The sequence below is a fragment of the Alkalicoccus luteus genome (genome assembly GCF_052061695.1).
Taxonomy (GTDB): Bacteria; Bacillota; Bacilli; order Bacillales; family Salisediminibacteriaceae; genus Alkalicoccus; species Alkalicoccus luteus.
Genome location: NZ_JBPZEY010000004.1, coordinates 175,256 through 201,782, shown reverse-complemented (window position 1 = coordinate 201,782; position 26,527 = coordinate 175,256). Strand labels below are relative to the sequence as shown.

Here is a 26,527-nt window from a genome sequence, read left to right as displayed (position 1 = left end):
ACCAAAAAGAGCTGTTCTGCCGGGAGGCCCGGGGAACAGCTCTTTCTCTATCCTATACGTCTTCTTCTGCCAGCATTTTTCGTGTAAAGCGGTCAACGTTTCCATTCAACTCGTCAACGATATCGTCCATGGATGCAGCATCATCGAGGTGCATCACGACTTCTCCATTCTCATACAGAATGAGGCACGGGAAGTGATCAGCGTGAAAATAATCCGGAACTTCCGGATGGTCAGATGCTGACACGATGTGAGGCTGAATAATATCGAGATTGTTTACTTCAAGGAGAGCATTGTAGTAAGGGTGATTGTTCTGATCATTGGAGTCTTCAATCAGTACGATCGCGTGCAGTTTATTATCTTCTTCGATCTCCGGGATAATATCGTAAACGGACTCTGAACCGCATCCAAGTATTGCTGCGCTCATACCGATTAATAGGATGATCAGTTTCATGATATCTCACCTGCTTACCTCTATTTGCCTCTATCATACTGCCTGAACACCAGAAATGGGGAAACGTTACAGAATGATAACGAAACTGTCATCATTCTGAGAAGTGAAAGGCGTGCTTGTAGCACGGCTGTTACACAATTTGAGATTGAACGAGAATTTATCCAGGTTTGTGCAGGAGCTTTTCGCGATAATAAGGTATACTATCAGATAGAAAGAAGGAGCGGGGGAAGCCGATGAAACGAATGATCAAAACGAGTGCTGCAGTCGCTTTTTCTCTCAGTGCGGCAGCGATTTTTTTCATCCTGCTGTTTGTCGTTTCGTTTGATGAACGAAACGGTGAAGAGGAGGCAGAACCGGAAGAGCAGCGTACGATTTATATTGCAACAGAAGAGGTGCCGGAAGAATATATAGAAGCCTATCAGGAGGCAGCAGATGCCTACAGCATTCCGTGGGAGCTGCTCGCAGCTATTCATCGGGTAGAGACCATTTTTTCGACAATGGATCCGCTCGTGAGCCCGGTTGGAGCGGAGGGGCATTTTCAGTTCATGCCGTGTACCTGGACAGGATGGGGTCATCCGAGCTGTGAAGGGCTCGGTGAAGGAGATATTCCAGAAGAAGAGAAAACCGACCCGGAGGTGATTGAAGCTTACGGCGGCTATGGTCAGGACGCAGAAGGAAACGGAGAAGCAGACCCGTTTGATCTGCATGATGCGATGCACAGTGCGGCTTACTATCTGGCGAGAAACGGAGCAGATGAGGGCAACTATGAACAGGCGGTTTATCAGTATAATCGCGCTGAGTGGTACGTTGACGATGTACTTAGCTATAAGGAAGCGTACGAAGAGGGATATCGGCTTTTCAATCTTGAAGAACGTGAAGCGGAATATGCAGGTGGCAGTGACAGAGTATCATAGTGAGAAAAGCAGAAGGGCCCGCGGCGGTCCTTCTTTTTCATTTTGGAAGGGCTTTTCATAAACGATTAAATCACGTACAATAAAGGTATGTTTCGAAAATCGAAATATTCAGACGGAAGGTGGAGATGACAAGATGAAAGAAACGCTCGACAGAACGCAAATACCAGAAGAAGAAACGTGGGACTTAACTGATTTATTCAGTGACCGCAGCACGTGGCTCAGTGAGGTGGCACAAGTACCGGAAGCACTCGCAGAGGTAGCAGCATTTAAAGGGAAGAGTGTACAGGATGCTGCGACGCTCTTGCAGCTGCTGGAAGCGAAGGAAAAGCTGGAAGAGCGGCTGACGCGTATTTTTACATATGCGATGCTGAAGGAATCATCGGACGGAGGCAATCCGGAGAATCAAGCAGATGCAGCCCGGATCGCAGCTCTCGGGTCGGAGGCAGGTGCGGCGACGTCGTTCATCAAGTCGGAGATTCTCGAGCTCGATCCTGACACGCTGGAGAAGTGGCTGAATGAGGAGCCGGGACTGGAAGATTTCCATAAAACGCTGAAGGACCTTATGGAAGAAAAGCCGTATCAGCTGAGTGCAGAAACTGAAAACGTTCTGGCTGCTTTCGGTGAAGTCCATGATGCGCCTTTTATGATTTACGAGCGGAGCAAAACATCGGATATGACGTTTCGTTCATTTCAAACGGCTGATGGCACGGAGTATCCGCTCACATTTAATACGTTTGAAAGCTATGAATCGCATCCGGATACCGACGTGCGCCGGAGCGCTTACGAAGCATTTTCCGATGGCCTGCGCGCCTACCAGAATACGTACGCGGCTACTTATGCGACAGAAATCACGCGCTCCATCACAGAGTCCAGGCTGCGCGGATATGAATCCGTGACGCAGATGCTGCTGCACGGCCAGCAAGTAACTGAAGACATGTATCACCGCCAGCTCGATACCATTCAGGAGGAGCTGGCACCGCACATGCGCCGTCTTGCCGCTTTGAAGAAGAAAATGCTGGGATTAGAGAAGATGACCTACGCCGATCTGAAGGCACCGCTTGATCCGGATTTTGATCCGGACATGTCGTATGAGGAAGCGGGGGATATGATCTTAAAATCCCTTGAGATCATGGGAGACGAATACATGCAGTTCATGGAAAAAGGATTGAAAGAGCGCTGGGTCGACCGTGCCGATAACCACGGAAAGCGATCAGGTGCCTTCTGCTCCAGTCCGTACGGCGTTCATCCGTACATTCTCGTGACGTGGAATGATAATATGCGTGACGCATTTACCCTTGCGCACGAGCTTGGACATGCAGGCCACTTCAGCATGGCCGGCCGCTATCAGCGCATTTCCAATACGCGTCCGTCGCTCTACTTTATCGAAGCGCCGTCGACGATGAATGAAATGCTCTTAAGCCGTCATATTCTCGATCAGTCCAACGACACGCGCATGCGCCGATGGGTCGTGCTGCAGTCGCTCGGAACGTATTACCATAACTTTGTCACGCACATTCTTGAAGGCGAGCTGCAGCGTCGTATTTATGCCCTCGCTGAAAAAGGAGAGGCGATCACGGCCCAGGTGCTCAATCGGGAAAAGCGCGATACGCTGCAGCAGTTCTGGGGACCGGATGTAGAGATTGATGAAGACGCAGGTCTGACGTGGATGAAGCAGCCGCATTACTACATGGGACTGTATCCGTATACGTACTCTGCTGGTCTGACAGCGTCGACCGCCGCTGCTCAGCATATTCAGCAGGAGGGAGAGCCCGCTGTGGAGCGCTGGCTCGCCGCGCTGAAAGCTGGCGGAACGAAAAAGCCGCTGGAGCTGATGCAGCTCGCTGGTGTCGATATGACTACAAAAAAACCGATTCAGGAAGCGGTTGCCTACGTAGGCACGCTCGTCGATGAGTTGGAGCAAAGCTTCGAAATATCTTAATCTTTTTAAAACAAGAGCCTTCATCCCGGTTGCGGGGTGAAGGCTCTTCATTTTGAATTTGAGATAAAGCTCAGGTCACAGGTATACTTCATACGTGCGAAACCGCATGGCTCCCTTACGTTTCGAATTGGCAGTGCTGGAAAGATTTATCTGCGTTTTTCTTCACATTTAAGCCTTAACAGCAGGAAAACAGTCTTCTCTGCCGAACTATTTTAGCAGGATAAAACGGAAGGGGAGATCGGTCGTGAAACAGTGGACGCTGCAGCGAATGAGCAGAAAGGACGCAGATGAAATCAGCAGCTGGATATACGACCCGCCTTACGAACGCTACAGTTTTGAGCCGACTGCTGAGACCTATGAAACGCTTCTCGGCGGCAGCTATTTCAGTATCAGGCACGTTGACGGCAGCCTGATAGGCTTCTGCTGTCTCGGTCGCGAAGCGCAGGTACCGGGCGGACTGAAGAGCAACGTTTACAGCGAGCCGGCTGTCGACATTGGGCTTGGGTTAAATCCTAGTCTGACTGGAAAAAAGCTCGGAGCCCCTTTTACAGCTTACGTTGTACACTGGGCACGCAATGCGATCGACTGCCGGATGCTCCGTCTTTCTGTTGCTGATTTTAACGTCAGGGCCCGAAAAACGTATGAAAAAGTAGGTTTTAAAAAGCATCAGGAATTCACTAACCGCGGCACCCTCTTTTACACGATGCTCCTTCCGGCCTCAGCAATTAAAGATAAAAACCGCTTGGAAGCAAAGGTGGATTGAGAGGTTACATGTATGCAAGTCAGGGAATGGGTTACTAATTCAGCATAGATAAAAGGAGGTTCCTCATGGCGAAATGGCTTAAAGCGGCTGCTGCCGGAGCAGGTGCAGCGGCATTATCCGCAGGGATTGGAGCATTGACCGGATCGATGACGGTATTCGTTCTGCTTGTGCTGGCAGCCGTTGCGGTGATGACAGCTCCGGTGGTAATCCGCTTATTTACTTCACCGGGAAGCGCCAAACCTACTGTTTACGGAACATCCACGCCAAATTCATATACGACTATCAGCAAATCTGCAGAGTCGAAGGGACCTAAACCGTTCGACGGCATCCCCGGCATACTCGCTATCGCCGCCTTGATCGTATTTGGGATTCTGCTTTTGACAGCCCTGATAGCTCCGGCTGTTGTTTAACAGAAAAGCTGCTTCAGAAACCATCTGAAGCAGGCTTTTTTTGTGTGAGCGCTTCACATTCAGGCAGCATTGTTCGATATATTTCTTATGATGGAAAAAACGTATTGATAAAGGGGATGTCTGAACGGTGAGTATCGTGACTGAAATGAAGGAGAAGGATTTGCAGACGAAAAACAGGCTCGCTGTCGGTCTTTTTGCAGTTACTGTTGCAGCAGGCGGTTTTATGAACCTGATACTCGGGGACGGACAGACGGCGCTTGTTTACGGAATCCAGTTTGCAGCACTATGGGGGCTTTATGCGGCTGCCGTCTATTTCCTGCGTAAGCCGGAACTGGTGCCGCTGCTGCTGATCATTGCGGCGCATGTATTCGTGACGTCGGCCGTTTTTCTGCTTGGAGGAGGAATTGGGGTTGCCGTCATTTACTATTTCCTGCTCATTTTGGCAGTTCTGCATTTATACCGGCACGTGCTGATTACGGCTCTCGTGCTTGGATTGGCTGGCCAGATAATTAATGCTTTTTACAGTACGGCGGAATCTGCGGTGATCAGTGCGAACCTGCCGACCATTTTGCTTACATACGTGCTTGCGGGAGCTTTAGGAGGCGCCGTTATTCTTATAGGCAGCCGCCAATCTGCCGTGCTGGAACAGCTTTTGGATGAATCTCAGCAGGAAACGGAAGCCAAAGAACAAAAAGCAGCGTTTTTACAGGAGCAGGCAGCGGCGCTTCGTGAGTCGCTAACGGGGACAAATGCAGCTGTTCAGCAAAATATCAGCTCCTACAAAGAAATGACGGCCGCAGCTCATGAGCTGGCAGAAGGAGCAGAAGCCCAAAATGGCGATGTCCAGGTATTATCTGAAGAAGCAGAGCGTACGGCAAGAGAGGCAGACAGCATGCAGCAGGAGGTGCTGGAAGCGTCAGCATCTGCAGACAGTATGGCAGAAGGGGCGCAGGCATTCCGAACGGAGCTTGAAAAACTGGAAGGTGAAACGGTCGAAATGAATGAGCGCTTTGGAAGGCTGGAGGAGGAATTTGCAAGGGTAACGGCAAAAATTAATGAAGCAGACAGCCTTTCAGCATCGATCATTAAGGTCGGAGAACAAACGAACCTGCTTGCGCTGAATGCTTCTATTGAAGCAGCGCGTGCAGGTGATGCAGGACGCGGTTTTGCTGTCGTAGCCGATGAAATAAGGAAGCTTGCAGAAACATCCGGTCAAGCAGCAGAAGGAATCACTCGGGTGCTTGAGGAGCTGGAACAGGCGAACGGCAATGCGCGCGATGAGATGAAGCGGAGCGGCGAAGCAGCCGGAAATCAACATGAAGCCGCAGCGTCGATGCTGCAGGCCTCTGCAAAAATGGAGCGCGGTATTCATCAGTTAAAGGCCCTGACGGCCTCTCTCACGGAACGTGCAGCTTCTGTGCAGCAGGCGGCCTCCTCCATGAATCAGTCGACTGCCGGGCTTGCAGGCGGCATTGAGCAGTCATCAGCCGCCGTTGAGGAAGTGAGCGCCTCCATTGAAGCGCTGCACGAGCAAAACGAAGGCATCGGCCGGGAAACAGCTGCAGCGGAAGAAGCGGTAGAACGGCTCTCAGCAGAATAGCGGGATTAGTTTGTCAGAGAGGGCAGCTCTATACGAAACCATGCACCTCGATCGTTTCTATTACCAGCAGCAACTTGTCCGCCGCTTGCCAGCACGATTTGTCTTACAATCGCAAGTCCCAGCCCGCTTCCAGGCACTGCAGAGCTCCTCGCCTCATCTGCTCTGTAAAAACGATCCCAGATGTGAGGGAGTTTTTCAGGCTGGATGCCCGGTCCTTCGTCTTGAAGCAGGATGAAGCTTCTGTTTTCATCACAGTTGATCTCCCATGTAATTGCCGTGCCGGCGGGAGTATAGCGGACTGCATTTTGAAACAGATTGAACAGTGCCTGCTCCAGTCGGGCTGGGTCGGCGTATATGGTACTGTCCTTCTGACATATAACGTGTACACGGTGCCCGGTTTCTTCGGCTAAAAGCTGATGATGCCGGGCGATTTCATGTAAAAACGAGCAAAGTTGAATCGTATCCGGCTTAACAGACAGTGCGCCGTCTTCCATTTTTGTTAAGTCGACAATATCTGTAACCAGCTTTTCCATCCTTGCAGCTTCCCGATGGATCACCTCTGCCTGTTTGCGTTCATCTGCCGCAAGCTTTTCTTTGAGCAGGGAAGAGTAGCCTTTTACATACGTTAACGGAGTGCGCAAATCGTGGGATATATTCGCGAGCAGCCGTTTTCTGGAGGCCTGATAAGCTGCCAGGCGTCCGGCCATTTGATCAATGCTGCGGCTCAAATCCCCTATCTCATCCGTGCGCTTCCAGGACAGCTCAGAAGTGAAGTCACCATTTGCGATGCGGCTCGAAACAGAGCGTATTTGGTTTAATGGAGTGGTAATCCAGCGAGTTAACAGGATCGTTAACCCTCCGGCAAGAAGCAGGCCGAGAAGCATGATGATGCCAGTCAAATAAATAAGGGTTTCCCTCGTAGCGGCAAACTCTCCCGAAGCCTGATCAACAAAAAGATATCCTTCGGCACGATCCGTTTCAAACGCGTGGTATGCATAAACGTGCGGCTCATTATGTGTCGAAGCTTCCGTGATAGCTGCTTCCGAGTCGGATTGCTCAATCCAGTCCCAATACCTGGCTGTATCAGCTGGAGTAAGGCGGTCTGAACTTCTCAGGGCTTCTCCGTCAGCTGAAAATTGAACGAACACGACTTCTCCCTGTGCTTCCTCCATTGTTTGTATGTGCGCAAAGGCTCCATCATGATCATCCTGTTCCAATACCCGCCCGTGGGCTGTCATCCGATCTGAAACATCATGAAGCAGACGATCTTCATAAAACTGCCTGGAAAGTTCATAGAAGGCAGCGCCCATGATCAGTAAAAGCAGCAGGATAGCGGAGAAAAACAGCAGGGCAATTCGTAAGGAAAGTTTCATATCCCGGCACCCAGGCGGTATCCTATTCCCCAGACGGTTTCAATCAGCGAAGAAGAGCCGCCTGCACGACGGACTTTTTCGCGTATATTTTTCATGTGCGTGTCCACTGTTCTGTCTGAAGCGGCGCTGCCGTGGTCATCGATCTCGTCCAGCAGCTGCTGGCGCGTAAATACTTGACCTGGCCTCTTTACGAGAAGTGCCACAAGGTCGAATTCTTTTTTGGTAAGCGTAAGACAGGAGCCTTCGAACTCGGCTTCCCGTCTCACGCTGTCCACTGACAGGCCGTTATAGCTTATAACGCTGCCCGTATGCGGGTGTTTTCTCCGAAGAACCGCTTCCACTCTCGCTGCAAGGATAGCAGGCTCAAAAGGCTTCGTCACATAATCGTCAGCACCATTCTGAAGGCCGCGCACAATCTGATCATTGTCACCTAATGCCGTCAGCATGATGATAGAGGGAGGCGCTGGGAGCTCCGCTGTCTCTTTCAGCAGCTCCCACCCGTCAGGAGAAGGCATCATGACGTCCAGTATGACAAGATCAAACGTCTCCGTTTGCAGCTTCTTTCGTGCTGTGGCAGAATCTTGCTCAGTCTGAATGTCGACTGGCAGCAGCTGCAGGCAGTCTGTTATAAGCTCCAGCATTTGCGGCTCATCGTCGACGATAAGAATGGTCGTCATGCTTGTATCCCTCCCTGGCGGAGAAGGCATCAATGATCTGCGTGGCCGCCCCCGTCTTCTGCTTCAATTTCCATTAGTGTATCAATTAATCCTTGCGTATGAAAAGAGATGTCCTCTTCTGTGCCAAGCAGATAGCTGTGATTATAAGGCCCTTCCATCGGGTTATCAGTATAGGAAGGCTTGATCGTTGCTAAATAATCGCGATGTTCGTCATCCAGCTCTCCCTCTTCAAGCCAAAGGACAGGAGCATGCTTGCCTAAATGCGCAAAAGGGGCCCCGGCAAGAGCAAACTCAGGACGATCCGTGGAAGCAAAGACGAAACCGTGTCCCGGCTCTGTGATTCCCCAGCCGAATCCGTCTTCTTCAAATTGGGCAAAGGCAATAGACAGTTCGGCTGGTGTTTCGGCGTCGATCCTGGAGGTGTTTCCAAATTCACTTAGCTCCTGTTCGGTTTCCCCGGATATAATTTCCTCACTTCCGAGCAGATACATCGCTGCTTGATCCCGTTCTGCCAATGCTTCTTCCGTTTCAGCGGGAATACCGTCATCATCTACAAACAGCACTGGTTCATTCATGTGGGAAATCCAGCTTCCGGCGGTCATGGAAAGCAGCTGATGCTCCTCTTCAGAGGAAGCGATTAATACTTTCTCGGGAAATTCACCCAGTGTATCAGCAAAAGCAGCATCTGCTTCCTGGGCAAAGGCAGCAGGAGAGTCAGCAGTCATTTCCGACCACTCATAATCAGCGAGCATCTCTTCTTCGTCAGCTGTCAGTTCTGCAGCGGCAAGGACTTCCAAACCTTCATCATTCCCGAGCGGTGCTAACCGTTCGATTTCCGTCAGGAGTTCGTCACTCAGTCCATCCTCCATCAGCAGAACGGGGCCGTCGTTAGGATGGTGCACGAGCGTAAGTGCACTGAGCGTCTGCTGCCATTCGTCCGGATTGGCAAGAATCACTGTGCCAGGCTGGTTCGTTTCATGAGTGGCAGGCCAGATCGTTTGGGACACCTGTATCGAGAAGTCCTCCGGCTCTTCCTGATCGATTCGAGTAACGTTTTTTGTATTTGTCGTAAGAAGGTTCTCAGGTGCCCCTTCATTTTCAGCTGGAAGCTCGGCTGCGCTCTCTTCGAAGGAATCTCTGCCGCCGTTCGTGCCGTGGTCCATGTCCTCGTTATCGTGGTTCATATCCTCATTCATATTCTCATTATCATGGTCCATTTCATCGTGGTTCATATTATCGCTGTGATTCATGTTGTCATTATTCATATGGTTCTCATCTGAGTGCTGATTTTCGTTCTGTTCGTTTGTTTCGTCAGAGCTCATATTGTTTTCAATTTCGGCATTGCTATTCGTATTCGTTTCCTCTGCATTCGAGCAAGCAGCCAGTGTCAGCAGCACACCAGCACTTAAGATCCAAGTCTTTTTCATTTGCCAATCACTCCTTTACGTTTAAGCCTACTTCCTAAAAATGAAGAAAGTATGAAGCTGCATTGAATTCGAGTTTTTCCCACATTTAGGAGGGGAATAGAGAGGAAAGCATGATACATAATCTGACAGCTTTTCACGTGGGGGCAATGCGGTCTGCTACGGTTGAATAAGAGAGGTGGGAGATGACGATGGCAGTAAACGTAACGTCTGAAATTGGCCGGCTGAAAAAGGTGCTGATCCACCGGCCCGGAATTGAAATTGAGCAGGTGACACCTGATGCGATGGGGCAGCTGCTGTTTGACGATATACCGTATTTACCGGCGATGCAAAAAGAACATGACCGCTTTGCAGAAGTTCTTCAAGAGCAGGGAACGGAAATCGTATATATAACCGATCTGCTTGAACAGTCGCTCCAGTCACACGAGGAAAGGGAGCAGTTTCTGGAGAAAATGATGACAGAATCACGATTAACGGTAAATGGCTCCTCAGAAGCGTTAAAGGAATACCTGCTTGACTTTTCCACAGCCGACTTCGTTCGCAGCATGATCGGCGGTGTGCTGAAGGAAGAGCTGCCAAACCGTAAGAAAAAGCACTTATATGAGTGGATGGACCGGCACTATCCGTTTTATTTGGATCCGATGCCGAACCTTTACTTCACCCGAGATCCGGCAGCAGTCATTGGGAATGGCATCTCGTTGAATCCGATGAGTCAGGAGGCGAGGCGCCGCGAATCGCTTTTGATGGAACATATTATTACCTTTCATCCGGATTATCGTGATGCCCGCGTGCCAACGTGGATAAACAGAGGCTACGATTTTCCGATTGAAGGGGGAGATGAACTCGTCCTTAGCGACACCGTGCTTGCAATTGGCGTCAGTGAGCGCACTTCTGCCCGGGCAGTCGAAAAGCTGGCGACGGAGCTGTTCACCTCCGGCTCAGGGTTTGAAAAGGTGGTAGCGGTGGAAATTCCGAAGCGCCGTGCTTCGATGCACCTGGATACTGTCTTTACGATGATTGACCATGATCAGTTTACAACGCATGCTCAGGTGGTCGATAAGGACGGACGCATGAATATCTTTATCCTGGAACCAGGTGATCCGGTGCGTATTACGAAACGGTCGAATTTAAAGGATACGCTGAAAGAAGTGCTCAAGCTGGATGACGTGAACCTGATCCCGTGCGGAGGCGGAGATAAAATTGCTTCTGCCCGTGAACAGTGGAATGATGGCTCCAATACGCTTGCCGTTGCTCCGGGAACGGTCGTCACGTATGAACGGAACTATGTCTCCAACGAGCTCCTGCGGCAGAATGGCATCACCGTGCTGGAGGTGCCGAGCAGCGAACTCGTCCGCGGCAGAGGCGGACCGAGATGCATGAGCATGCCGCTCGTCCGGGAACCCGTCTGATTTATCAGCAAAGCACCTGCCGTCTATCCATGGCAAGGTGCTTTTTAGTGTTCAAAAAGCTGTTGTGACGGGCTTTGAACTTCGAAAAATAGGCCGAAAAACAGCTGGTTATTTTCCTGTTTCAGGATTATACTGGGATTATCAGACAGGGAGGTGGAAGGCTGTGGAGATGGAGCGCAAGCTGCGGGAATGGGAACGGGAAAAGCTGCTCAGTCAGGAAACGGCTGCAACGATCTTAGCATATGAAAAGCAACAGCATCCTGCCGGTAAAAAGGCGAGGATGCCGCTGCTGATGATTGTTGGTCTCGTTTTTTTTACACTTGCGGTGTTCAGCTTTATTGCTGCAAACTGGCAGGTCATGCCGCCTCTCTTGAAAAGCGGACTCGTGCTGTCGCTGATGTGGCTGTTTTACGGGTTGGGCATGGCGTCTGAAAAGCGAGGCTTTGGAAAACCGGTGCTGTTTCGGCTGATCGGACTTGCCATGTTCGGCGCCTCCTTGATCGTTACAGCCCAGGCGTTTCATTTATCGACATCCGGTGCCATATTACCTTGGGCCGTGTTTCTTGCAGCGCTCTTCCATTACGCGATATGGCGCCATAATGCGTTCGTCGTCGCCGCATTTATAATGGGAGGCGTCACGCTCGGAATGTCTGTTCCGGCCGTTACCTGGCTGGAGTGGAGCTTGTTTACACTGGCAGCACTGATCTGGCTGGTCGTCAGCCGCGAGCAGCTTTCGCTCATTTTCAGCTGGATTCTCGTGTTTGGTTCCGGTCTTAAGCTCTGGGCAACGCCGGCATACGAAAGTCCTTTCTGGCCGGTCTGGACACTCTTTTTCCTCGTGATGCTGCTGTTCGTGCTTCAAAAAGAGCAGCGGCGAATGCTGATGCCGCTCTATCCGATATTCGGCGCCATGACGCTGCTCGTTTATCTGGCGGTTCGCGGCGAAACGGAGGGCATGCTGCCTGACTTAAGCTGGATCGAAGCATGGGGACTTGCTGCTGCGGGAGCTGTTGTACTCGGTATTAGCTTGTGGAAGCTGCGCCCGGTTGTCTGGACCTCGATATTAGGAGCAGTAGGGCTGATGCTGTTTGACCAGTCGGCGATTCTGCTTGCTGTCACAGCGGAAGCGACGGCGCTTGGCTATTTAGTTTATGCACAAAAGCGGGGCATGGTGCTGGCACCGGGATTCGTTTACTTCGTGCTTGTGCAAGCAGTCATTTACGTCATCTTTGCATGGGGACGCCTCGATATGGCCTTGTTCTTCCTGATTGGCGCCGTGCTGTTGTTTGCTCTCTCAGGCGTCGCCTGGTGGGTTAATCATCGCAGGGAGGAGGCCGTATCATGAAAAACTGGGTGATGCCGGCATTGCAGACGCTGTTTACAGTTTTGGTGATCACAAGCTTTTTTGCTGTCAGCTGGTTTGGGGAGTCCTTTACACTCCGGGCAGAGCCTTACGATCCGTTTGATCCATTTCTTGGCGAGTACGTGATGCTGCAGTACCCTGACCTTGAAACGCCGGCTGGCTTGCAGCACGGTCAGGTCTATTTCACCCTGACAGAAGGGGAAGACGGCTACGCCGTCATTGATCAAGCAGACGACCGGCCGTTTTTTGGAGCGATTGAAGGATATTCCTTTGATCAGACGATTACTGCCCCGCAGCTCGGGCAGTTTTACGTAGAGCAGGGCAGGGGACCGGAGCTTGAGCGGGAAGAGAATCTTCAGGTCACGATTGATGTAGCTCCATGGGGCGCCATCCGTCCGATAAAGCTGGACGTACGCAACGAATAAGGTGAGCGGCTGTGAGCGGCCATTCGTATGCTCTAGAACAACGTTATCTCATTAGGGAAGGACCCGGCTCGCATTCTGAGCCGGGTCCTCCTTCGTTGTGCATCAGCTATTGTGCATGCTTTTTTGCAGGCTTCGCGGATTCCGACTCCAGCAGCCCGTTGCCGAGTGTGCCGTAAACCTCGTTTCGGGAAGGGTCGATCAGGTTATCACCGTCGAAGTAAGGGCGCGGGGTTTTCCATAATGCAAGAAGCGCCTTGCTCATCGGCATTTCATGATACAAGTGAGGCCAGTATTCTTTAATTTTTTGTTTCACAAGCGGATAATACTTAGAGTTAACCGCAGGAAACAAGTGATGTTCGGTATGGTGGGAGAAGTGAAAGTGGATCACGTCGACCCATTTAGGCACCGTTACCGTCAGGCTGTTTGCAAGTGGATCATTGATCTCCACCTGCGGGTTCAGCCGGTGATTTGTTGAAATATACGCCATCACGATTCCATTGGCAATCAGTAATGGAATCAGGAACATGTAGATCCAGTTGGTGACGCCTGCGATGAACAACAGGGAAATCCAGGTAGCCCAAGGCAGGAGCAGCTGCAGCCAGAGCGCAGGTGCGGACGTTGCCTTGAATTCGGATACGTATGTTTTAAACATGCGCAGGGAGTGAAGCGAGAACATCACCGTCTGTGTAGCAAATTCAAAGAAAGCACGAACCGAAAGCGGCAGTCTGTAAATGAAACGCAGCATAGGGTTTCTGTGTACAGCAGCTTCCGTCAGCCATGTGTCAGGATCTTTTTCTTCATGCTGGGTATGAACGTGATGGCTCATGTTGTGCCATTTGCGCCATAGACGCGGTCCGGTGCAAAGAGGCCAGAAAAACAATCCGCCGAGCGTGTTGCGTAAGAACGGAGAACGGACGATCGTTCCATGTAAAATCTCGTGGCCAAGGAAGCCCATAGCGGCAAAGCTCATGCCGATGATCAGAGAGAGAAGCAGGTTAACGGCAAGCGGCAGGGACAATAAGACAATGCTGAGCATGGCAGCTGCCGTGATAAGCAGGTAAGCTGCACCGCCGAGAAGCTTGCCCGGGTCCGGACGGAATGCCTTTTTAGGGAGATGTTCCTTCAGCTGCTTGGCATACCAGCCAAATGAATGAAGTTCGCGCATGATCTTCCTCCTTTTATGTAATACTGCTGTGCTGAGTAAAAGCGTTGACGCGCACAGCTTACCATTATCCCCTCATGTGTACAATAGACTATTATACCTGGTACTAATGTTTCCGCCGAAAAAACCTCTGTGCTGCCGGGCCGGGCAGTACAGAGGTTTTTTGTGAGACAGGATATACAACATGAGCGGCAGCGGCTGCTTTTATCAACGAGACCTGCAGCAAAATGGCATGGGCAGTGCCAACTGTCAGCTGACAGAAGCTGCATACACACAGGAATAAAGGGGGTATAAGTCCGCCGGCTTACCGGCTGGGCAGGCCGCTGCCTGTTGAATATATTCAGCTTAATATATTCGTTCAACGAGCAGCAAGCGCCTTCGGTAAAATAAATATTAGTATACTAATATTTAAGTTCGTTATCAAGAACGGAAGCGATTAAAATGGGTTTGTTCCCCAAAGTGCAGCAGTTTTTATGAAGGTGCGCTGTTCGAGCTTTAAGGCGGCTACCATATACTCGGCGAGATCCTCCGGCTGCATAAACTTATCGGGCTGCCGTTCTTCGCCGGGACGGGTCATGTCTGTTTCCACGAGACTCGGTGTCAGTGTAGAAACGCGGATGTTGTCATGTCTGACTTCCTGCATTAAGGCTTCACCAAGTCCGATCACGGCAAATTTCGATGCGCTGTAAGCACTGGAGCCGCGTGTCCCCTTTAAACCAGACATAGAGGAAATATTAATGATATCGCCTCGCTGCTTTTTCTGCATACCGGGAAGAACGGCCTGCGTGACGTGCACGATTCCCATCACATTTGTCTGTAGTACTTTCTGCCAGTCGTCAGCGGAGAGCTCCATGAAATCCCCTTTGCGGCCAATGCCAGCATTGTTGATTAAGATATCGAACGAACCAAGCTCTTCTTCAAGTTTGCGCACGGCTTCCTTGACGTCAGCTTCATCTGCCACATCTGCTGCAGCAGATGCGGAGGGGACACCAGCTTCTGCGACAAGCCGCTCCGTTTCATGGAGCGGGCCCTCCGAGCGGGAGAGCAGCCCGATCCTGCAGCCTTCAGCGGCCAGAGCCTTTGCCGTTTCCCGTCCAATACCTCTTCCAGCACCTGTAATCAAAACATTTTTTCCTGCCAGTGATTGCACGACGAACACATCCTTTCAGCATAGTATCCTGCGTTTTCATCATAGCAGAAGAAGCAGCGGCAAAAAAAGAAGCACATCGTTATTGACTTACAAAAAGTAAGTGTATATAATGAAAATATCTCGAATTCAAACTATTTTCAGGTGTATATTTTCGGCTGAAAAGGAATAGGATGCCGGAGAGTACAGAAATCAGAGGAGGCTTATAACTATGAATGGATTAAAAGGCCTGCACCACGTAACGGCTATTACGAGCAGTGCAGAAAAAAACTATGAATTCTTCACGTTTGTGTTAGGCATGAGGCTCGTCAAAAAGACGGTAAACCAAGATGACATTCAGACGTATCATCTGTTTTTCGCCGACGATAAAGGTAGTGCCGGAACGGATATGACGTTCTTTGATTTCCCGGGTATTCCAAAAGGAAGCCACGGAACGAATGAGCTCTATAAAACCGGATTCCGGGTGCCGAGCGATGAAGCACTGGAATACTGGCAGAAGCGCTTCGACAGGCTGAAGGTGCAGAACAGCGGTATAAAAGAAATTTTTGGGAAGAAGACGTTGTCCTTTGCCGATTTTGATGATCAGCAGTATATGCTCGTGTCCGACGAGCATAATGAGGGCGTTCCTGCAGGCACCCCATGGCAGGATGGACCGATCCCGCTTGAATATGCGATTACTGGACTCGGACCTCTCCACATCCGCATCGAACCATTTGATGGATTTAAAGAAATTCTGGAAAAAGCGTTTGAATTTAAGGAAATAGATGCGGACGGTTCTCTCCATTTGTTTGAGGTAGGCGAAGGCGGGAACGGCGCCCAGATTATTGTTGAGAAAAATGTTGTCCTGCCGCCAGCCCAGCAGGGGTACGGTACAGTGCACCATATGGCGTTCCGCGTAGAAGACCGAGATGCTATTGAGCACTGGATTGAGCGTCTGCATGGCTTCGGCTTTCAGACTTCGGGATACGTTGACCGCTTTTACTTCAAATCGCTTTACGTGCGAACCGGTCCGCAAATCCTGTTTGAGCTGGCGACAGATGGTCCAGGATTTATGGACGATGAGCCGTATGAAACGTTAGGGGAAAAGCTGGCTCTTCCGCCAAAGCTGGAGCCGAAGCGGGAGGAAATTGAACAGTACGTACGCCATATTGATACGGTCAGAAGCACAAAAACAATTGAAAAAGAATACGAGTAACGATACAGCTTTCGTCCGGCTCTACTCCGGACGAAAGCTTTTTATGGTGTTTATTCAGCAAAAATGAAGCGGCAGTTACAGAAGCGTTTCACACTCTCTGGCAAGCATATATTTGTAATATAATCTATTTTTGTTTACAAATAAACAAACAAAACATATAATTGTTCATAATAATTGTAGAATAGGAGTGGTGTGGATGTCCTATATGGATGAGGCTTCAATAGACGAGATTACACAGGGCTGGCTGGCGCGCAACGGCATGAACTCATGCCTGTTTTGCGGATTTCAGACGGAGAACGGAGTGGTGTATCAGCATCAGGGTCACTTGTTTGAAGCAGCAAAACGAATGAGCGTACACATAACGGAGGCGCATCAGTCAGCTGCCGCAGCGCTGCTCGCGATGGACCGCCGCTATACCGGCCTGACGCAGGTACAGCAGGAGGTACTCGTTCACCTGCAAGCTGGCAGCACAGACAAACAGACAGCGGCCAAGATGGGAATAGCAGAAGCGACCGTGCGCAGTCACCGCTTTAAATTGAAGGAAAAGGAAAAGCAGGCGAAGCTGTTTCTGGCACTGATGGCGCAAAAGCCGGAGCGTGAAAAGCTGGTGCCGTATCATGAGGGGGCCGTTATGAGAGACGAACGCTATGCCGTAACTGAAGCAGAAGCAGAAAAAATACTCGATACCTATTTAAAAGAAGGCAGAGAGGGGCCGCTCAGCTCATTTCCCCGTAAAGAAAAGCGGAAGCTTGTTCTTCTGCGTCACCTCGCTGAGCAATTTGAGCCTCAGCGGACGTATGAAGAGAAGGAAATAAATGAGCATTTAAAACAGAAGTATGACGATTTTGTGACGCTGCGACGCTACCTGATCGAGTACGGGTTCCTGGACCGCAGCCGTGACGGGTCCTCCTACTGGGTGAAGCACACCCGTCCGGCCCCGCAAGATTTCTGAAACCTTCTATGCGCCTGTTCGTACATCATGTATAATAAATATGGATTACAGACGGGGAGGATATGACAAATGGGTAAACGAATCATGTTATGGATCATGACGAACATCCTTGTCTTAACGACAATAATGATTGTCTGGTCGCTTATCGTTACTTTTACAGATATCGGCGGGGGCGGCTTCGATACAGGAGAAGGCGCGCTCGGAATCGATTTAGTCGCACTCGGTGTGTTTAGTATCATCGTCGGGTTTGCAGGCTCCTTTATTTCACTGGCTATGTCGCGCTGGGTAGCTAAGAAAATGATGAAGGTCGAAGTGCTCGACCCGGAAGGCAACTTGTCTGCGCGTGAGCGTGCGGTAGTCGAAAAGGTACACCGTTTCTCAAGGGCAGCAGGTTTGGCACATATGCCGGAGGTGGGGATTTACCGCTCGCCGGAAGTGAACGCCTTCGCAACCGGGCCGTCGAAGAAGCGGTCGCTCGTAGCTGTCTCTGAAGGGCTGCTTCAGAATATGGATGAAAATGCAGTAGAAGGCGTTATCGCCCACGAGGTGGCGCACGTAGCCAACGGTGATATGGTTACGATGACGTTGCTGCAGGGGGTCGTTAACACGTTCGTCGTGTTCTTCTCCCGCGTAGCTGCGATTCTTGTTTCACGGCTTGTCCGTTCGGAGCTGCAGTTTGTCGTTCGATTTGCGGCAATCATTATTTTTCAGATTCTCTTCTCCATTCTCGGAAGTCTGGTCGTTATGGCCTTTTCCCGCTACCGGGAATACCATGCGGACCGAGGCGGGGCAGATCTCGCCGGAAGAGACAAAATGGCACACGCCCTACGCTCTTTAAAAGCTTACGTGGAGCGGGCGAACGTGAAGAACGACCGCACGGACGATTCCGCCATTCAAACGATGAAAATCAGCGGGAAAGGCGGCGTCTCCAAGCTGTTCTCATCCCACCCGGATTTGGATGACCGGATTGCACGACTCGAACAACGATAACGCAAAAAAAGCTGTTCCTGCACGTTCACGTGCGGGAACAGCTTTTTTATGTATGATAAAGCATGTTCAACTGCTTTCACCAGGAAGCTCAACGCCAAGCTCCTGAAATAAGTCCCGGGCAATCCGCATGCCGGACGCTGCTTTCGGAAAACCGGCGTAAGCTGCACAGTGCAGAATAACTTCGACAATTTCCTGAGGAGAGATACCCAGGTTGATGGCAGCCCGTATATGAAATGGCAGCTGCTCGAACGCTCCCTGACTGACGAGAGAAGCCATCGTCAGCATCGTGCGCTGCTTTAATTCCAGTGAACCCGTCGTGTATACAGTGCCGAACCCGAAGGAAATCATCATTTCCGTAAATTCAGGGGAGATATCCTTGTAGCTTTGAATCATGGAAATACCATGTTCATCTGTCAGCTTTTTTAATACATCAATCCCTTTTTCATATGACTCCTTATTGTTCACGTCCATCCCTCCAAATAAGAATTATCCTCTCCGCATCGTAGGCGGTATTTCATCCGGGTCTGTCATGACTTCCAAAACCGTGGTCTGTTTTAGGGGGAACAGGTTTTTCATAACTGAACGCAGGCCGTCCTCGGAATCGATTCTGTACGCGTCTGCTCCGAGTGATTCTGCAAACGAAGTGGCGTGGAGCGGTTTTTCATAGGTGGTGCCGGCAGCCCGGCCAATATTTACTTTCATACCTTTATCAACCATATCCAATGCCTGATTATTGATGACGATAAACAGCAGTGCGGCTCCTCCGGATACAGCAGTGGATACTTCAGCGCCGTGCATGAACATACAGCCGTCGCCGGTGAGGCAGACGATATCGGCATCAGGGTCAGCAAACGCTGCCCCAACAGCGTAGCCGATTCCGTGTCCCATCGCACCAAACACATCATCAAAGAAAAAGTGACCCGGCTCGCGCACGATATATCGCTGGATGGCATAAAACGTGTGGCTTCCATCATCGCCGTAAATGAAGGCACGATCAGGAAGCATCTCGTTCAGAACGTCCATGACGGAACCTGCTGAAAGCCAGCGTCCTCCTCTGCGGTCTTCTGGCTTTTGAACAGCAGGCAGGTGAATCGGCGAAGCAGGGACGGCTTCCAGACGCAAAAGCTGCTGCAGATTTAAACGGAGATCTCCGGCGATCGTGAGAGAAGGACGAGGAAAAGACATTCCGGTGACATGCTGCCGGGCATCAAAGTGAATGATCCGCTCCGGATAATGTTCCGGCTTCCATCCGGCGACGCTCATGTCACTGAGCGATGAACCGCAGACGATAAGCAGATCCGTTCCCTGCTCGATATAAGCATGTGCCTGTTCAGTCCCGCCAAGTCCGAATGCACCGAGTGAAAGGGAATGATCATCCGGAAACGTTCCTTTGCCGCCTGGTGTTGTCATGACAGGCAGCTGATACAATTCGGCAAATGCCCGCACCTCTGAATAAGCTCCGCTCGTGTGGACGCCTTTCCCGAGCAGAAGAACCGGGCGTCTGGCTGAGACCGCTGCCGCCGGAAACTCTTTAATGCGCAGAGAATAGGTGAGATCAGGCTCGGGCATATCGTAGGAAAACGGCTCTGCTTCAGCCATCAGTACATCGGCAGGGATGCTGAGATGGACCGGGCCCGGGACGCCCTCGACAGCTGTTTTTACAGCGTGAAGCAGCATTGGACCGACTTGGTCAGCCCGCTCAACCTGCGCACTGAATTTTGTCACAGGCTTAAACAACGCTTCCGTATCGGTGCCAAAAAAACTTGAATCCTGTCCCTGTGGCTTACCGGTGTTTCCTGCCGACGGGTGGCCGGTGAAGAAAAGAACCGGGAGACCGGACGCTTTTGCCTGAGCAGCGGCAGTCAGCATGTTCGTGGCCCCGGGACCGGATGTGCCGACGGCTGCACCGAGTCCTCTTACCTGCATGGCATAGCCCGCTGCTTCATAGCCTGCGCCGCCTTCATGCCGGCTGAGTACGAACGTGATGCCGCTGTCTTCAGCAGCAAGAATGAACGGGACGACAGGTTTTCCAGGTATGCCGAACAGGTGGTGAATTCCCCAGCGGTGAAGCTGTTCCGCGATCAGTAAAGCCGTTCGTTTCATTCGTCATGACACCTCTTCCAATAGATTGGTCAGCCTGCCGTTTTTTCCGCAATACGTTGCTGCAGTTCATGATAGGAAGTGGAGATCGTATCGGGAGAGATCGGCTCCATAAAATAATAGCCTTGAATATACGTGCAGCCGAGGTCGCGCAGCGTTTTAAACTGGCACCACTCCTCGACTCCTTCTGCGGTTACGTGCAGCTCCAGCGCTCCAGCCATCGCTATGATCGTTTTAATCAGTGCAGCGCCATTGCTTCCGGCTGCAAGATCATCAACAAAGAACTTGTCGATCTTCAGCGTATCAATGCGAAACTGCTTTAAATAGAAAAGAGAGCTGTACCCGGTTCCGAAATCGTCCATGCTAATTGCCAGACCGAGGCCTTTCAGCTCTTCCAGTACGCTTGCGGCATAGTTGAAGTCCATCGCCATCGATTCGGTGATTTCAAAATCGAGATAGCGCGGATCAATCCCGGAGCGGGTGATCACGTCAGCTGTAAATTCGGTGAAATCCTGCTTTAAAAACTGCTGTGCTGAAAGATTGAGGCTGATTTTGAGTGGAGGAAGCCCTTCGCTCAGCCATTGCATATGCTGCCTGCAGGCCTCCTGAATCACCCAGTCGCCAATTGGAACTATCAGTCCGGTTTTTTCTGCAAGCGGGATAAAGGCTGACGGACTCAGCATCCCTCTTTCCGGATGCTGCCAGCGGATCAGTGCTTCGAAGCCGGAAATATGTCCGGTATTGGTTTCCACAAGCGGCTGGTAAAACAAGCGCAGTTCATTGTTTCTAACTGCAGCCCTCAGGTCATTTTCTAATAGCAGCTCATCGCTGGAGTTCACGTACATTTCCGGGGAGAACATACGGTAATCGTTTTTCCCCTGAGATTTAGCTTTGTACATTGCCGCATCGACGTGCACCATATAATCTTCAAGACTCGGGGGAATCTCTTCATACACCGCCGCCCCGATGCTAGCCGTCATATAAAAGCTTCGTTCTCCAAGGTAAAAGGGCTGCTGAAATTGATCCAGCAGATGTTTCGCAAACTGGTTGACAGATGTCTCGCTGGTTACATCGGTGAGCAGCACCATAAACTCATCACCGCTGATGCGCGCCAGAAGCTGCGAACTGTCCACACAATTCTGGAGCCTCTCAGCGACAGACTGAAGCAGCTTATCGCCATTGGAATGACCGAATGTATCGTTGATATTTTTAAAGCCGTCTAAATCAATCAGAAGGAGCGCGGTACCGGTTGCACCTTGTGCAATCAAATCTTCCAGCTCATTTTGAAAGTAACGCCTGTTCGGTAGCGTGGTCAATTCGTCGTGGTAAGCGAGATAATTGTATTGCTCCTGGAGCTGGTAGCGCTCTGTAATGTCACGCAGCTGCGCAAAAGCGCCAATGATCTTTGCATTTTTCGCATCGTAAATCGGCTGGGCATCGAACAGGCAGATATGTTCATGATTCAGATTGTTGATAAATTTCATTTCAACATCCTTGAATTGCTTTTCGTGATGCAGTACCTGATAAAAATAGTCTCCGGTGATATCGGATTTGAAAATATCACGGCCGATTATCTCCTCCCGCTTAAATCCAGAGAGCTTTTCGGCAAAATCGTTGTATTCCGTCACCGTTCCTTCTGTATCCGTAATAATGACAGCGTTTCGAGTACGCTGCAGCATAATCTGATTCAAAATGTTTAAACGGCGGTTCTGCTTCCGCAAAAGCAGCTCGCGTTCGATCGAATCGACGACGTTCATCAACATGTTCAGAAACAAGCTGTTTTCAAGCTGGATGCCGGTCATAATCGAGACGGTTCCGAGCAAGTTGTCCAGATCTGTATAATGAAACGGGGCAGAATAGCAGGCAGAGCCGTGCAGAAATTCGAAATAATGATCGTCGCCGATTAAAGCGACGGGATGCTCCTGCTGCAGCGCAAGTGAAATAACGTTCGTTCCAAGATCCTCCTGTGTAAAGCGGACTCCCGTTTCAATCCCAAGCTGCTGTATAGTTGAGCGGATCGTTTCGTCTCCATCTATTTTTAAAATAAATCCTTTTTCGTCAGAAATTACAATTAAAACTGGTGTGCCAGCGAGTGAATGAAGCACCTTTTTAGCAAAGAAATCGACAACTTCCAGTATTTCATCGTATTCGTCCCGCTTCTCTGCAAGCTCTTCAGCAGACATTTTTTCTTTAGGGATCCGGATCTCAGCAGGATCCATGCCGGCTTCCTCGCACATTCTGCGTGACTGCTGTACAAAATCTTCTAAAGATGCGTCCTTCATTCGTATCACCGTCCTTTGTACTCATTATACTCGTTCTTCATGAAGAACAATACTCACAACTGTTCAGATTGATGAAGAGAGGTGAATGGACCGGTTCTTTATACTTATAAAACACCGAGCGAACTTGAAGCTTAAGGGACCTGTGGAAGATCAGGCAGCGAGCCTGGTACCGGCTGCTTTAAACGAGCCGACTGGTGTGTGTTACGATAGGCATATAAACCTTTAGAACGGAAGGGTGACCTAGATGATCACGCTGCATCGACTGCAAAAGGAAAACTGGCCTCAGGCAGCGGCTGTTTATAAAGCTGGTATGGATAATGGGGACGCAACGTTTGAAACAGAAGTGGCAGACTGGGAAACCTGGAATCACAGCCATCACGCCTTTGCACGGATTGCAGCCTGCTGGAACGGTACGTTTGCCGGATGGGCTGCCCTGTCACCGGTTTCTCCGCGACTGGTTTATGCCGGCGTTGCCGAGGTCAGTGTTTATGTGGATCCAGACTTCAGCGGTAAAGGTATCGGCTCCAGTCTTCTTAAGGAAATTGAACGGGAAGGTGCTGTAAACGGAATCTGGACGCTGCAGTCGGTTATTTTCTCATCCAATAAAGGAAGTCTGCATGTACATCAAAAATCAGGGTTCCGGACTGTCGGCTATCGGGAAAGGATAGCAGTAAGGGATGGCGTCTGGCACGACACCGTGCTTATGGAAAAACGACTGCCCGATCAGCCAGCACAGAAGGAGGTTCACGATGAAATACAGCACAATCATGTATGATGCATATGGTACATTGTTTGATCTTCGCTCGGTAGAAGGAGCACTGTCAGAATACTATCCTCAGCAGTCCGCTTCCATCGGACAGCTCTGGCGAAAAAAACAGATCGAATACGCCTTTACCGTCCAGATGAGCGGAAGCTATCGTCCGTTTTCGGTTATTACCGAAGAGGCACTGCGGACAGCACTGTATGCGGAAACTGGTTCAACTGCTGCTGATGCGGTGAACCGGGGCATGCGGGCTTATGAAAAACTGAGCCTGTTTCCTGAAAGTGCACCTGTCTTGCAGCAGCTGAACGGACCGCTCCACATGATCGTATCTAACGGCTCCAGAGATATGCTCGAGCCGTTGATTGAACAGTCGGCTGTCGCACCGGAAATAGACCGGATTGTGAGCGTCGATGATATCAAGCAGTACAAGCCGTCCTCAGCCGCCTATTATCACGCGATGAGAGAGGCGGGCGTTTCCAGAAGCAGTATTCTTTTCGTATCCTCCAATACATGGGATATCATCGGTGCGAAGACATTTGGATTTGATACATTGTGGATCAGCCGAGATAAAGCAGCTTTTGAGTCCGTGCCGGTGCAGCCGGACTATATCGCAGAAGATCTTCACTTTTTAACCGAGCTTTTTGCGGATTAAACACAGATCGCAGCACGAATGCAAATAAAACCGTTCTGCCAGGGGAAAGCAGAACGGTTTTTTAAAGTATGAAGCGAATGCGAAGGGCAGGCTGTTCTCACAAAGAAAGTATATACCTTTCAGTGCAAAAGCATGAACCTCACAGTCCCTAAAGCTTCAGCTTTCCGCTAACAATGGCCGGCAGCTTGTTACGAGCATCAATATAGAAGGGCTTAGCGATTAAACAAATTAGCTTTTCCGTCAAAAACGTTCAACTATTTAAGAGAGGCAGCTTCTTATGCCGTCCGTTTCTTCTCAGAATCGGGCGGCTTTTTCAGGCTGCGGCGGGCGCAGCCAGGCGCGAGTGCATGATATACACCGCCAGCAGAGCGAAGGAAGAAATGCCCCAGAAAGTCAGCAGACCCGGTACGAAAAAGAACAGCGTAAGCAGAGCAGCTGTGCCGCCTGCAGCTTTTACAAACAGCAGCGGTTTGCTGAATGGGACAAACAAAGCGACCTGCAGCGAAATGCTGAAACGTTTTTCGGAAAGCACCTCCTGGGCTGGAAAGAAAAAAAGAAGCACGATCAGAAGCAGCACGGCACAGATGATCATGCCTGCAAGCAGCAGCGGAACAGCCGGACCGGTTAACTGAAATACAAGCATGGTATTGAGCGTGATAATGGCAGCACCAGCCCAAAAGAAGAGTCCGTACACGTTCGCACGCCGGAAGCTGCTTCGGTACACGTTCCAGAAGGTAGGCATGACATCGTTCAGCGTTTCACCTGCCACCAGCCGTCTCAGGCAGTGGGAAAGCGCGGCGGAAGCTGGAAATAATCCAAGCAGGACGCCTCCGGCAGCCGTGAAAAGAACCCAAAGAAAATTTAAATAGGCAAGCTTCACCATCCAGTCGCATGCAGCATACACCGGGTTTCCCATCCACCTGATCAGCATGGTTATTCCTCCTCATATAAAAAATAATCAAAGTCGGCGGCACGCTTCATGCCGCTGTAATCTTGACAGGCCATGCCGACAAAGGTGCCGGTAAAGCGAACCTGCGCAGCTGAGTCGTCCGACATGTGAGTCGTATCCAAAACTGGTCCGATCCGTGTCCATTCCGTCGTACGTTCATCTTTATAGGAGAGAGTCATCGTATCGTGATCGATATCTGCGCGAAGCTGCACGGCTCCTGTTTGAGCCGTTCGGACCGGTGCCAGCAGCAGCTCTTCATACTCGCCGCCTTTTGTACGAATGATCTGCAGGACTCTTCCTTTTTCTTCGTGCCCGGTTAAGTGCAGGTATACATGATCCTCTGTGTCGTAATATATAACGAGGCCCGCTTTATGCTGATAGTATTCCGGGTCAAAGGATACAGAGGTTTCTGCCGTGCAGCGAAAGGATGTCTGCCGGCGTGCAACAAGGCTTTGGTTGTGTAAGGAGCCAAGAGATTCACGACCGTAGAGACGCAGCCAGCCCGGGTTGGCTGACAGCGAACACCATGACTTATCCATCGGTACGCGCAGGGAATTCCAGTGGCCGCTCAGCTCATCGGCATCAAAATCATCCTTGGCATTCTCTTGCGGGTAGGGCTGCACCGGCAAATCTGGAGCAGGTGTCTCCATATCGGGATAGCGTGTGCCATTCGCAAGCCGGAGCCAGCCGTCTTCTGTCCATTCGACTTTCTGAATCGCCGTTTCTCTTCCGAGCGTGCAGTAGGAGCCGTTTAACGGCCGTCCGCAGAGATGGACGAAATACCACTCACCGTTCGGAGTATCGACGAGGCTGCCGTGTCCTGCTTTTTGAAGGCCTGAATCAGGCTTTCCCTGAGCGGTGATGAGCGGATAGTCCGGGTCTGTCTCATAGGGACCGTCAATGCTCTGGGAGCGTGCAACGGTTTCAGCGTGATCGTACTCTGTTCCGCCTTCTGCGACGAGCAGGTAGTACCAATCATCTTTTTTATAAATATGAGGCCCCTCCGTCAGCTTGATCTCCGTTCCGGTATAAATCGTTTTAACCGGCCCGGTGAGCTTTTGCTCCGCTTCGGAAAACTCCTGCAGGACGATGCCGGCGAATGGATTTCGTCCGGAACGGTAGTCCCAGATCATATTCATGAACCATTTGCGTCCGTCATCATCGTGAAAGAGAGACGGATCAAAGCCGCTGCTGTTCAGATAAACCGGCTCCGACCACGGCCCCTCAATGGCAGGCGCAGTCACAAGATAGTTATGTGCATCCTTGTAGGCGCCGTGCCACTGCTTCACGTCTGTGTAAATCAAGTAAAATGTGCCGTTGTGATAGGAAAGGTCCGGAGCCCAGACGCCGCCGGAATTCATGTTTCCTTTCATATCGAGCTGGGAACGACGCGTCAGCGGAGAAGCAGCAAACTGCCAATTTTGCAAATCTTTAGAGCGGTGAATCCGGACGCCGGGAAACCACTCAAACGTCGAAGTAGCGATATAAAATTCGTCTTCAACACGCAAAATGGAAGGGTCGGCATGAAAGCCCGGGAGAATTGGATTTTGAATGGTGGACATAAACAAACACTCCTTCAGCTAAAAT

At 50.6% G+C, this 26,527-nt stretch carries 24 protein-coding genes; 13 read left to right on the top strand and 11 right to left on the bottom strand.

The features are described 5' to 3' along the window. Positions 1-52 precede the first annotated feature (52 nt). Positions 53-451, bottom strand: a complete 399-nt coding sequence (locus ACSZLD_RS07255; protein ID WP_444684746.1) for a hypothetical protein — start codon at positions 449-451, stop codon at positions 53-55. Between the two features lie 233 nt (positions 452-684). Between ACSZLD_RS07255 and ACSZLD_RS07250 the strand changes: the two genes are divergently transcribed. The 5 genes from ACSZLD_RS07250 to ACSZLD_RS07230 all read left to right on the top strand — a co-directional run bounded on the left by ACSZLD_RS07250 (position 685) and on the right by ACSZLD_RS07230 (position 6,077). Next, positions 685-1,365 carry a lytic transglycosylase domain-containing protein gene (locus ACSZLD_RS07250; protein ID WP_444684745.1) on the top strand — a complete coding sequence of 227 codons (681 nt, stop codon included), beginning with the start codon at positions 685-687 and terminating at the stop codon, positions 1,363-1,365. A gap of 133 nt (positions 1,366-1,498) precedes the next feature. Beyond that, entirely contained in the window at positions 1,499-3,304 is a 1,806-nt protein-coding gene (gene pepF, locus ACSZLD_RS07245; protein WP_444684744.1) for an oligoendopeptidase F, read from the top strand. 244 nt (positions 3,305-3,548) lie between these two features. Then, complete coding sequence (locus ACSZLD_RS07240; RefSeq protein ID WP_377908698.1) at positions 3,549-4,067, top strand: GNAT family N-acetyltransferase; 519 nt, start codon at positions 3,549-3,551, stop codon at positions 4,065-4,067. A 65-nt stretch (positions 4,068-4,132) separates the two neighbouring features. After that, entirely contained in the window at positions 4,133-4,477 is a 345-nt protein-coding gene (locus tag ACSZLD_RS07235; protein ID WP_444684743.1) for a hypothetical protein, read from the top strand. A 127-nt stretch (positions 4,478-4,604) separates the two neighbouring features. Further along, positions 4,605-6,077, top strand: a complete 1,473-nt coding sequence (locus ACSZLD_RS07230) for a methyl-accepting chemotaxis protein (protein ID WP_444684742.1) — start codon at positions 4,605-4,607, stop codon at positions 6,075-6,077. Positions 6,078-6,082: 5 nt separating this feature from the next. Here the strand turns inward: ACSZLD_RS07230 and ACSZLD_RS07225 are convergent, their stop codons facing one another. The 3 genes from ACSZLD_RS07225 to ACSZLD_RS07215 are packed head-to-tail and all read right to left on the bottom strand — an operon-like array spanning position 6,083 to position 9,554. After that, positions 6,083-7,450: a sensor histidine kinase gene (locus ACSZLD_RS07225; RefSeq protein ID WP_444684741.1), complete on the bottom strand. Its 1,368-nt coding sequence runs from the start codon at positions 7,448-7,450 to the stop codon at positions 6,083-6,085. After that, the gene (locus tag ACSZLD_RS07220) at positions 7,447-8,127 is read right to left on the bottom strand and encodes a response regulator transcription factor (RefSeq protein ID WP_440898542.1); all 681 of its coding nucleotides are present in this window, start codon (positions 8,125-8,127) and stop codon (positions 7,447-7,449) included. The genes ACSZLD_RS07225 and ACSZLD_RS07220 overlap by 4 nt, the downstream gene beginning before the upstream one ends. 29 nt (positions 8,128-8,156) lie before the next feature. Continuing rightward, on the bottom strand, positions 8,157-9,554 hold the full coding sequence (locus ACSZLD_RS07215; protein ID WP_444684740.1) for a cell wall-binding repeat-containing protein: 1,398 nt from the start codon (positions 9,552-9,554) through the stop codon (positions 8,157-8,159). A 182-nt stretch (positions 9,555-9,736) separates the two neighbouring features. Here ACSZLD_RS07215 and arcA point away from each other — a divergent pair, with 182 nt between their 5' ends. The 3 genes from arcA (at position 9,737) to ACSZLD_RS07200 (ending at position 12,748) form a co-directional block, all read left to right on the top strand. Further along, on the top strand, positions 9,737-10,960 hold the full coding sequence (arcA, locus tag ACSZLD_RS07210) for an arginine deiminase (RefSeq protein ID WP_444684739.1): 1,224 nt from the start codon (positions 9,737-9,739) through the stop codon (positions 10,958-10,960). Positions 10,961-11,129: 169 nt separating this feature from the next. Next, positions 11,130-12,305 carry a DUF2157 domain-containing protein gene (locus ACSZLD_RS07205; protein ID WP_444684828.1) on the top strand — a complete coding sequence of 392 codons (1,176 nt, stop codon included), beginning with the start codon at positions 11,130-11,132 and terminating at the stop codon, positions 12,303-12,305. Then, positions 12,302-12,748, top strand: a complete 447-nt coding sequence (locus ACSZLD_RS07200) for a GDYXXLXY domain-containing protein (RefSeq protein WP_444684738.1) — start codon at positions 12,302-12,304, stop codon at positions 12,746-12,748. The genes ACSZLD_RS07205 and ACSZLD_RS07200 overlap by 4 nt, the downstream gene beginning before the upstream one ends. Before the next feature lie 106 nt (positions 12,749-12,854). Here the strand turns inward: ACSZLD_RS07200 and desB are convergent, their stop codons facing one another. Both desB and ACSZLD_RS07190 read right to left on the bottom strand, forming a co-directional pair. Then, positions 12,855-13,913: a Delta(10) desaturase DesB gene (gene desB / locus ACSZLD_RS07195; protein ID WP_444684737.1), complete on the bottom strand. Its 1,059-nt coding sequence runs from the start codon at positions 13,911-13,913 to the stop codon at positions 12,855-12,857. A 433-nt stretch (positions 13,914-14,346) separates the two neighbouring features. Further along, a complete protein-coding gene (locus ACSZLD_RS07190; RefSeq protein ID WP_377908707.1) occupies positions 14,347-15,060 on the bottom strand; it encodes a 3-ketoacyl-ACP reductase in 714 nt (237 codons plus the stop codon). Positions 15,061-15,268: 208 nt separating this feature from the next. On the opposite strand from ACSZLD_RS07190, the gene ACSZLD_RS07185 reads away from it, so the two are divergent. From ACSZLD_RS07185 to htpX, 3 genes are all read left to right on the top strand, one after another. Continuing rightward, positions 15,269-16,252, top strand: coding sequence for a ring-cleaving dioxygenase (locus tag ACSZLD_RS07185; RefSeq protein ID WP_444684736.1), 984 nt, complete (start codon positions 15,269-15,271; stop codon positions 16,250-16,252). Positions 16,253-16,448: 196 nt separating this feature from the next. Continuing rightward, a complete protein-coding gene (locus ACSZLD_RS07180; RefSeq protein WP_444684735.1) occupies positions 16,449-17,204 on the top strand; it encodes a DUF2087 domain-containing protein in 756 nt (251 codons plus the stop codon). Between the two features lie 69 nt (positions 17,205-17,273). Next, the gene (gene htpX / locus ACSZLD_RS07175) at positions 17,274-18,194 is read left to right on the top strand and encodes a protease HtpX (RefSeq protein ID WP_168006549.1); all 921 of its coding nucleotides are present in this window, start codon (positions 17,274-17,276) and stop codon (positions 18,192-18,194) included. A 66-nt stretch (positions 18,195-18,260) separates the two neighbouring features. On the opposite strand, the gene ACSZLD_RS07170 is transcribed toward htpX, so the two are convergent. The 3 genes from ACSZLD_RS07170 to ACSZLD_RS07160 are packed head-to-tail and all read right to left on the bottom strand — an operon-like array spanning position 18,261 to position 22,576. Next, on the bottom strand, positions 18,261-18,659 hold the full coding sequence (locus ACSZLD_RS07170) for a carboxymuconolactone decarboxylase family protein (protein WP_343033687.1): 399 nt from the start codon (positions 18,657-18,659) through the stop codon (positions 18,261-18,263). Between the two features lie 21 nt (positions 18,660-18,680). Continuing rightward, complete coding sequence (locus tag ACSZLD_RS07165) at positions 18,681-20,297, bottom strand: thiamine pyrophosphate-binding protein (protein WP_377908711.1); 1,617 nt, start codon at positions 20,295-20,297, stop codon at positions 18,681-18,683. Between the two features lie 29 nt (positions 20,298-20,326). Continuing rightward, positions 20,327-22,576, bottom strand: coding sequence for an EAL domain-containing protein (locus ACSZLD_RS07160; protein ID WP_444684734.1), 2,250 nt, complete (start codon positions 22,574-22,576; stop codon positions 20,327-20,329). Between the two features lie 244 nt (positions 22,577-22,820). Between ACSZLD_RS07160 and ACSZLD_RS07155 the strand changes: the two genes are divergently transcribed. Both ACSZLD_RS07155 and ACSZLD_RS07150 read left to right on the top strand, forming a co-directional pair. Continuing rightward, positions 22,821-23,351: a GNAT family N-acetyltransferase gene (locus tag ACSZLD_RS07155; protein ID WP_377908713.1), complete on the top strand. Its 531-nt coding sequence runs from the start codon at positions 22,821-22,823 to the stop codon at positions 23,349-23,351. Next, complete coding sequence (locus ACSZLD_RS07150; protein WP_444684733.1) at positions 23,326-23,991, top strand: haloacid dehalogenase type II; 666 nt, start codon at positions 23,326-23,328, stop codon at positions 23,989-23,991. The genes ACSZLD_RS07155 and ACSZLD_RS07150 overlap by 26 nt, the downstream gene beginning before the upstream one ends. Positions 23,992-24,304: 313 nt before the next feature. Here ACSZLD_RS07150 and ACSZLD_RS07145 read toward each other — a convergent pair whose 3' ends face one another. Together ACSZLD_RS07145 and ACSZLD_RS07140 are read right to left on the bottom strand one after the other, a co-directional pair. Further along, positions 24,305-24,922: a YesL family protein gene (locus tag ACSZLD_RS07145; RefSeq protein WP_444684732.1), complete on the bottom strand. Its 618-nt coding sequence runs from the start codon at positions 24,920-24,922 to the stop codon at positions 24,305-24,307. Between the two features lie 2 nt (positions 24,923-24,924). Then, a complete protein-coding gene (locus ACSZLD_RS07140) occupies positions 24,925-26,502 on the bottom strand; it encodes a glycoside hydrolase family 43 protein (RefSeq protein ID WP_444684731.1) in 1,578 nt (525 codons plus the stop codon). Positions 26,503-26,527: the final 25 nt, after the last annotated feature.

Bases quoted from the DNA above. Each gene is read 5' to 3' on its own strand.
- ACSZLD_RS07255 (WP_444684746.1), bottom strand. From the start codon at position 451: ATGAAACTGATCATCCTATTAATCGGTATGAGCGCAGCAATACTTGGA.
- ACSZLD_RS07250 (WP_444684745.1), top strand. From the start codon at position 685: ATGAAACGAATGATCAAAACGAGTGCTGCAGTCGCTTTTTCTCTCAGT.
- pepF (WP_444684744.1), top strand. From the start codon at position 1,499: ATGAAAGAAACGCTCGACAGAACGCAAATACCAGAAGAAGAAACGTGG.
- ACSZLD_RS07235 (WP_444684743.1), top strand. From the start codon at position 4,133: ATGGCGAAATGGCTTAAAGCGGCTGCTGCCGGAGCAGGTGCAGCGGCA.
- ACSZLD_RS07225 (WP_444684741.1), bottom strand. From the start codon at position 7,450: ATGAAACTTTCCTTACGAATTGCCCTGCTGTTTTTCTCCGCTATCCTG.
- ACSZLD_RS07220 (WP_440898542.1), bottom strand. From the start codon at position 8,127: ATGACGACCATTCTTATCGTCGACGATGAGCCGCAAATGCTGGAGCTT.
- ACSZLD_RS07215 (WP_444684740.1), bottom strand. From the start codon at position 9,554: ATGAAAAAGACTTGGATCTTAAGTGCTGGTGTGCTGCTGACACTGGCT.
- arcA (WP_444684739.1), top strand. From the start codon at position 9,737: ATGACGATGGCAGTAAACGTAACGTCTGAAATTGGCCGGCTGAAAAAG.
- ACSZLD_RS07205 (WP_444684828.1), top strand. From the start codon at position 11,130: ATGGAGCGCAAGCTGCGGGAATGGGAACGGGAAAAGCTGCTCAGTCAG.
- ACSZLD_RS07200 (WP_444684738.1), top strand. From the start codon at position 12,302: ATGAAAAACTGGGTGATGCCGGCATTGCAGACGCTGTTTACAGTTTTG.
- desB (WP_444684737.1), bottom strand. From the start codon at position 13,913: ATGCGCGAACTTCATTCATTTGGCTGGTATGCCAAGCAGCTGAAGGAA.
- ACSZLD_RS07185 (WP_444684736.1), top strand. From the start codon at position 15,269: ATGAATGGATTAAAAGGCCTGCACCACGTAACGGCTATTACGAGCAGT.
- ACSZLD_RS07180 (WP_444684735.1), top strand. From the start codon at position 16,449: ATGTCCTATATGGATGAGGCTTCAATAGACGAGATTACACAGGGCTGG.
- htpX (WP_168006549.1), top strand. From the start codon at position 17,274: ATGGGTAAACGAATCATGTTATGGATCATGACGAACATCCTTGTCTTA.
- ACSZLD_RS07165 (WP_377908711.1), bottom strand. From the start codon at position 20,297: ATGAAACGAACGGCTTTACTGATCGCGGAACAGCTTCACCGCTGGGGA.
- ACSZLD_RS07160 (WP_444684734.1), bottom strand. From the start codon at position 22,576: ATGAAGGACGCATCTTTAGAAGATTTTGTACAGCAGTCACGCAGAATG.
- ACSZLD_RS07155 (WP_377908713.1), top strand. From the start codon at position 22,821: ATGATCACGCTGCATCGACTGCAAAAGGAAAACTGGCCTCAGGCAGCG.
- ACSZLD_RS07150 (WP_444684733.1), top strand. From the start codon at position 23,326: ATGAAATACAGCACAATCATGTATGATGCATATGGTACATTGTTTGAT.
- ACSZLD_RS07145 (WP_444684732.1), bottom strand. From the start codon at position 24,922: ATGCTGATCAGGTGGATGGGAAACCCGGTGTATGCTGCATGCGACTGG.
- ACSZLD_RS07140 (WP_444684731.1), bottom strand. From the start codon at position 26,502: ATGTCCACCATTCAAAATCCAATTCTCCCGGGCTTTCATGCCGACCCT.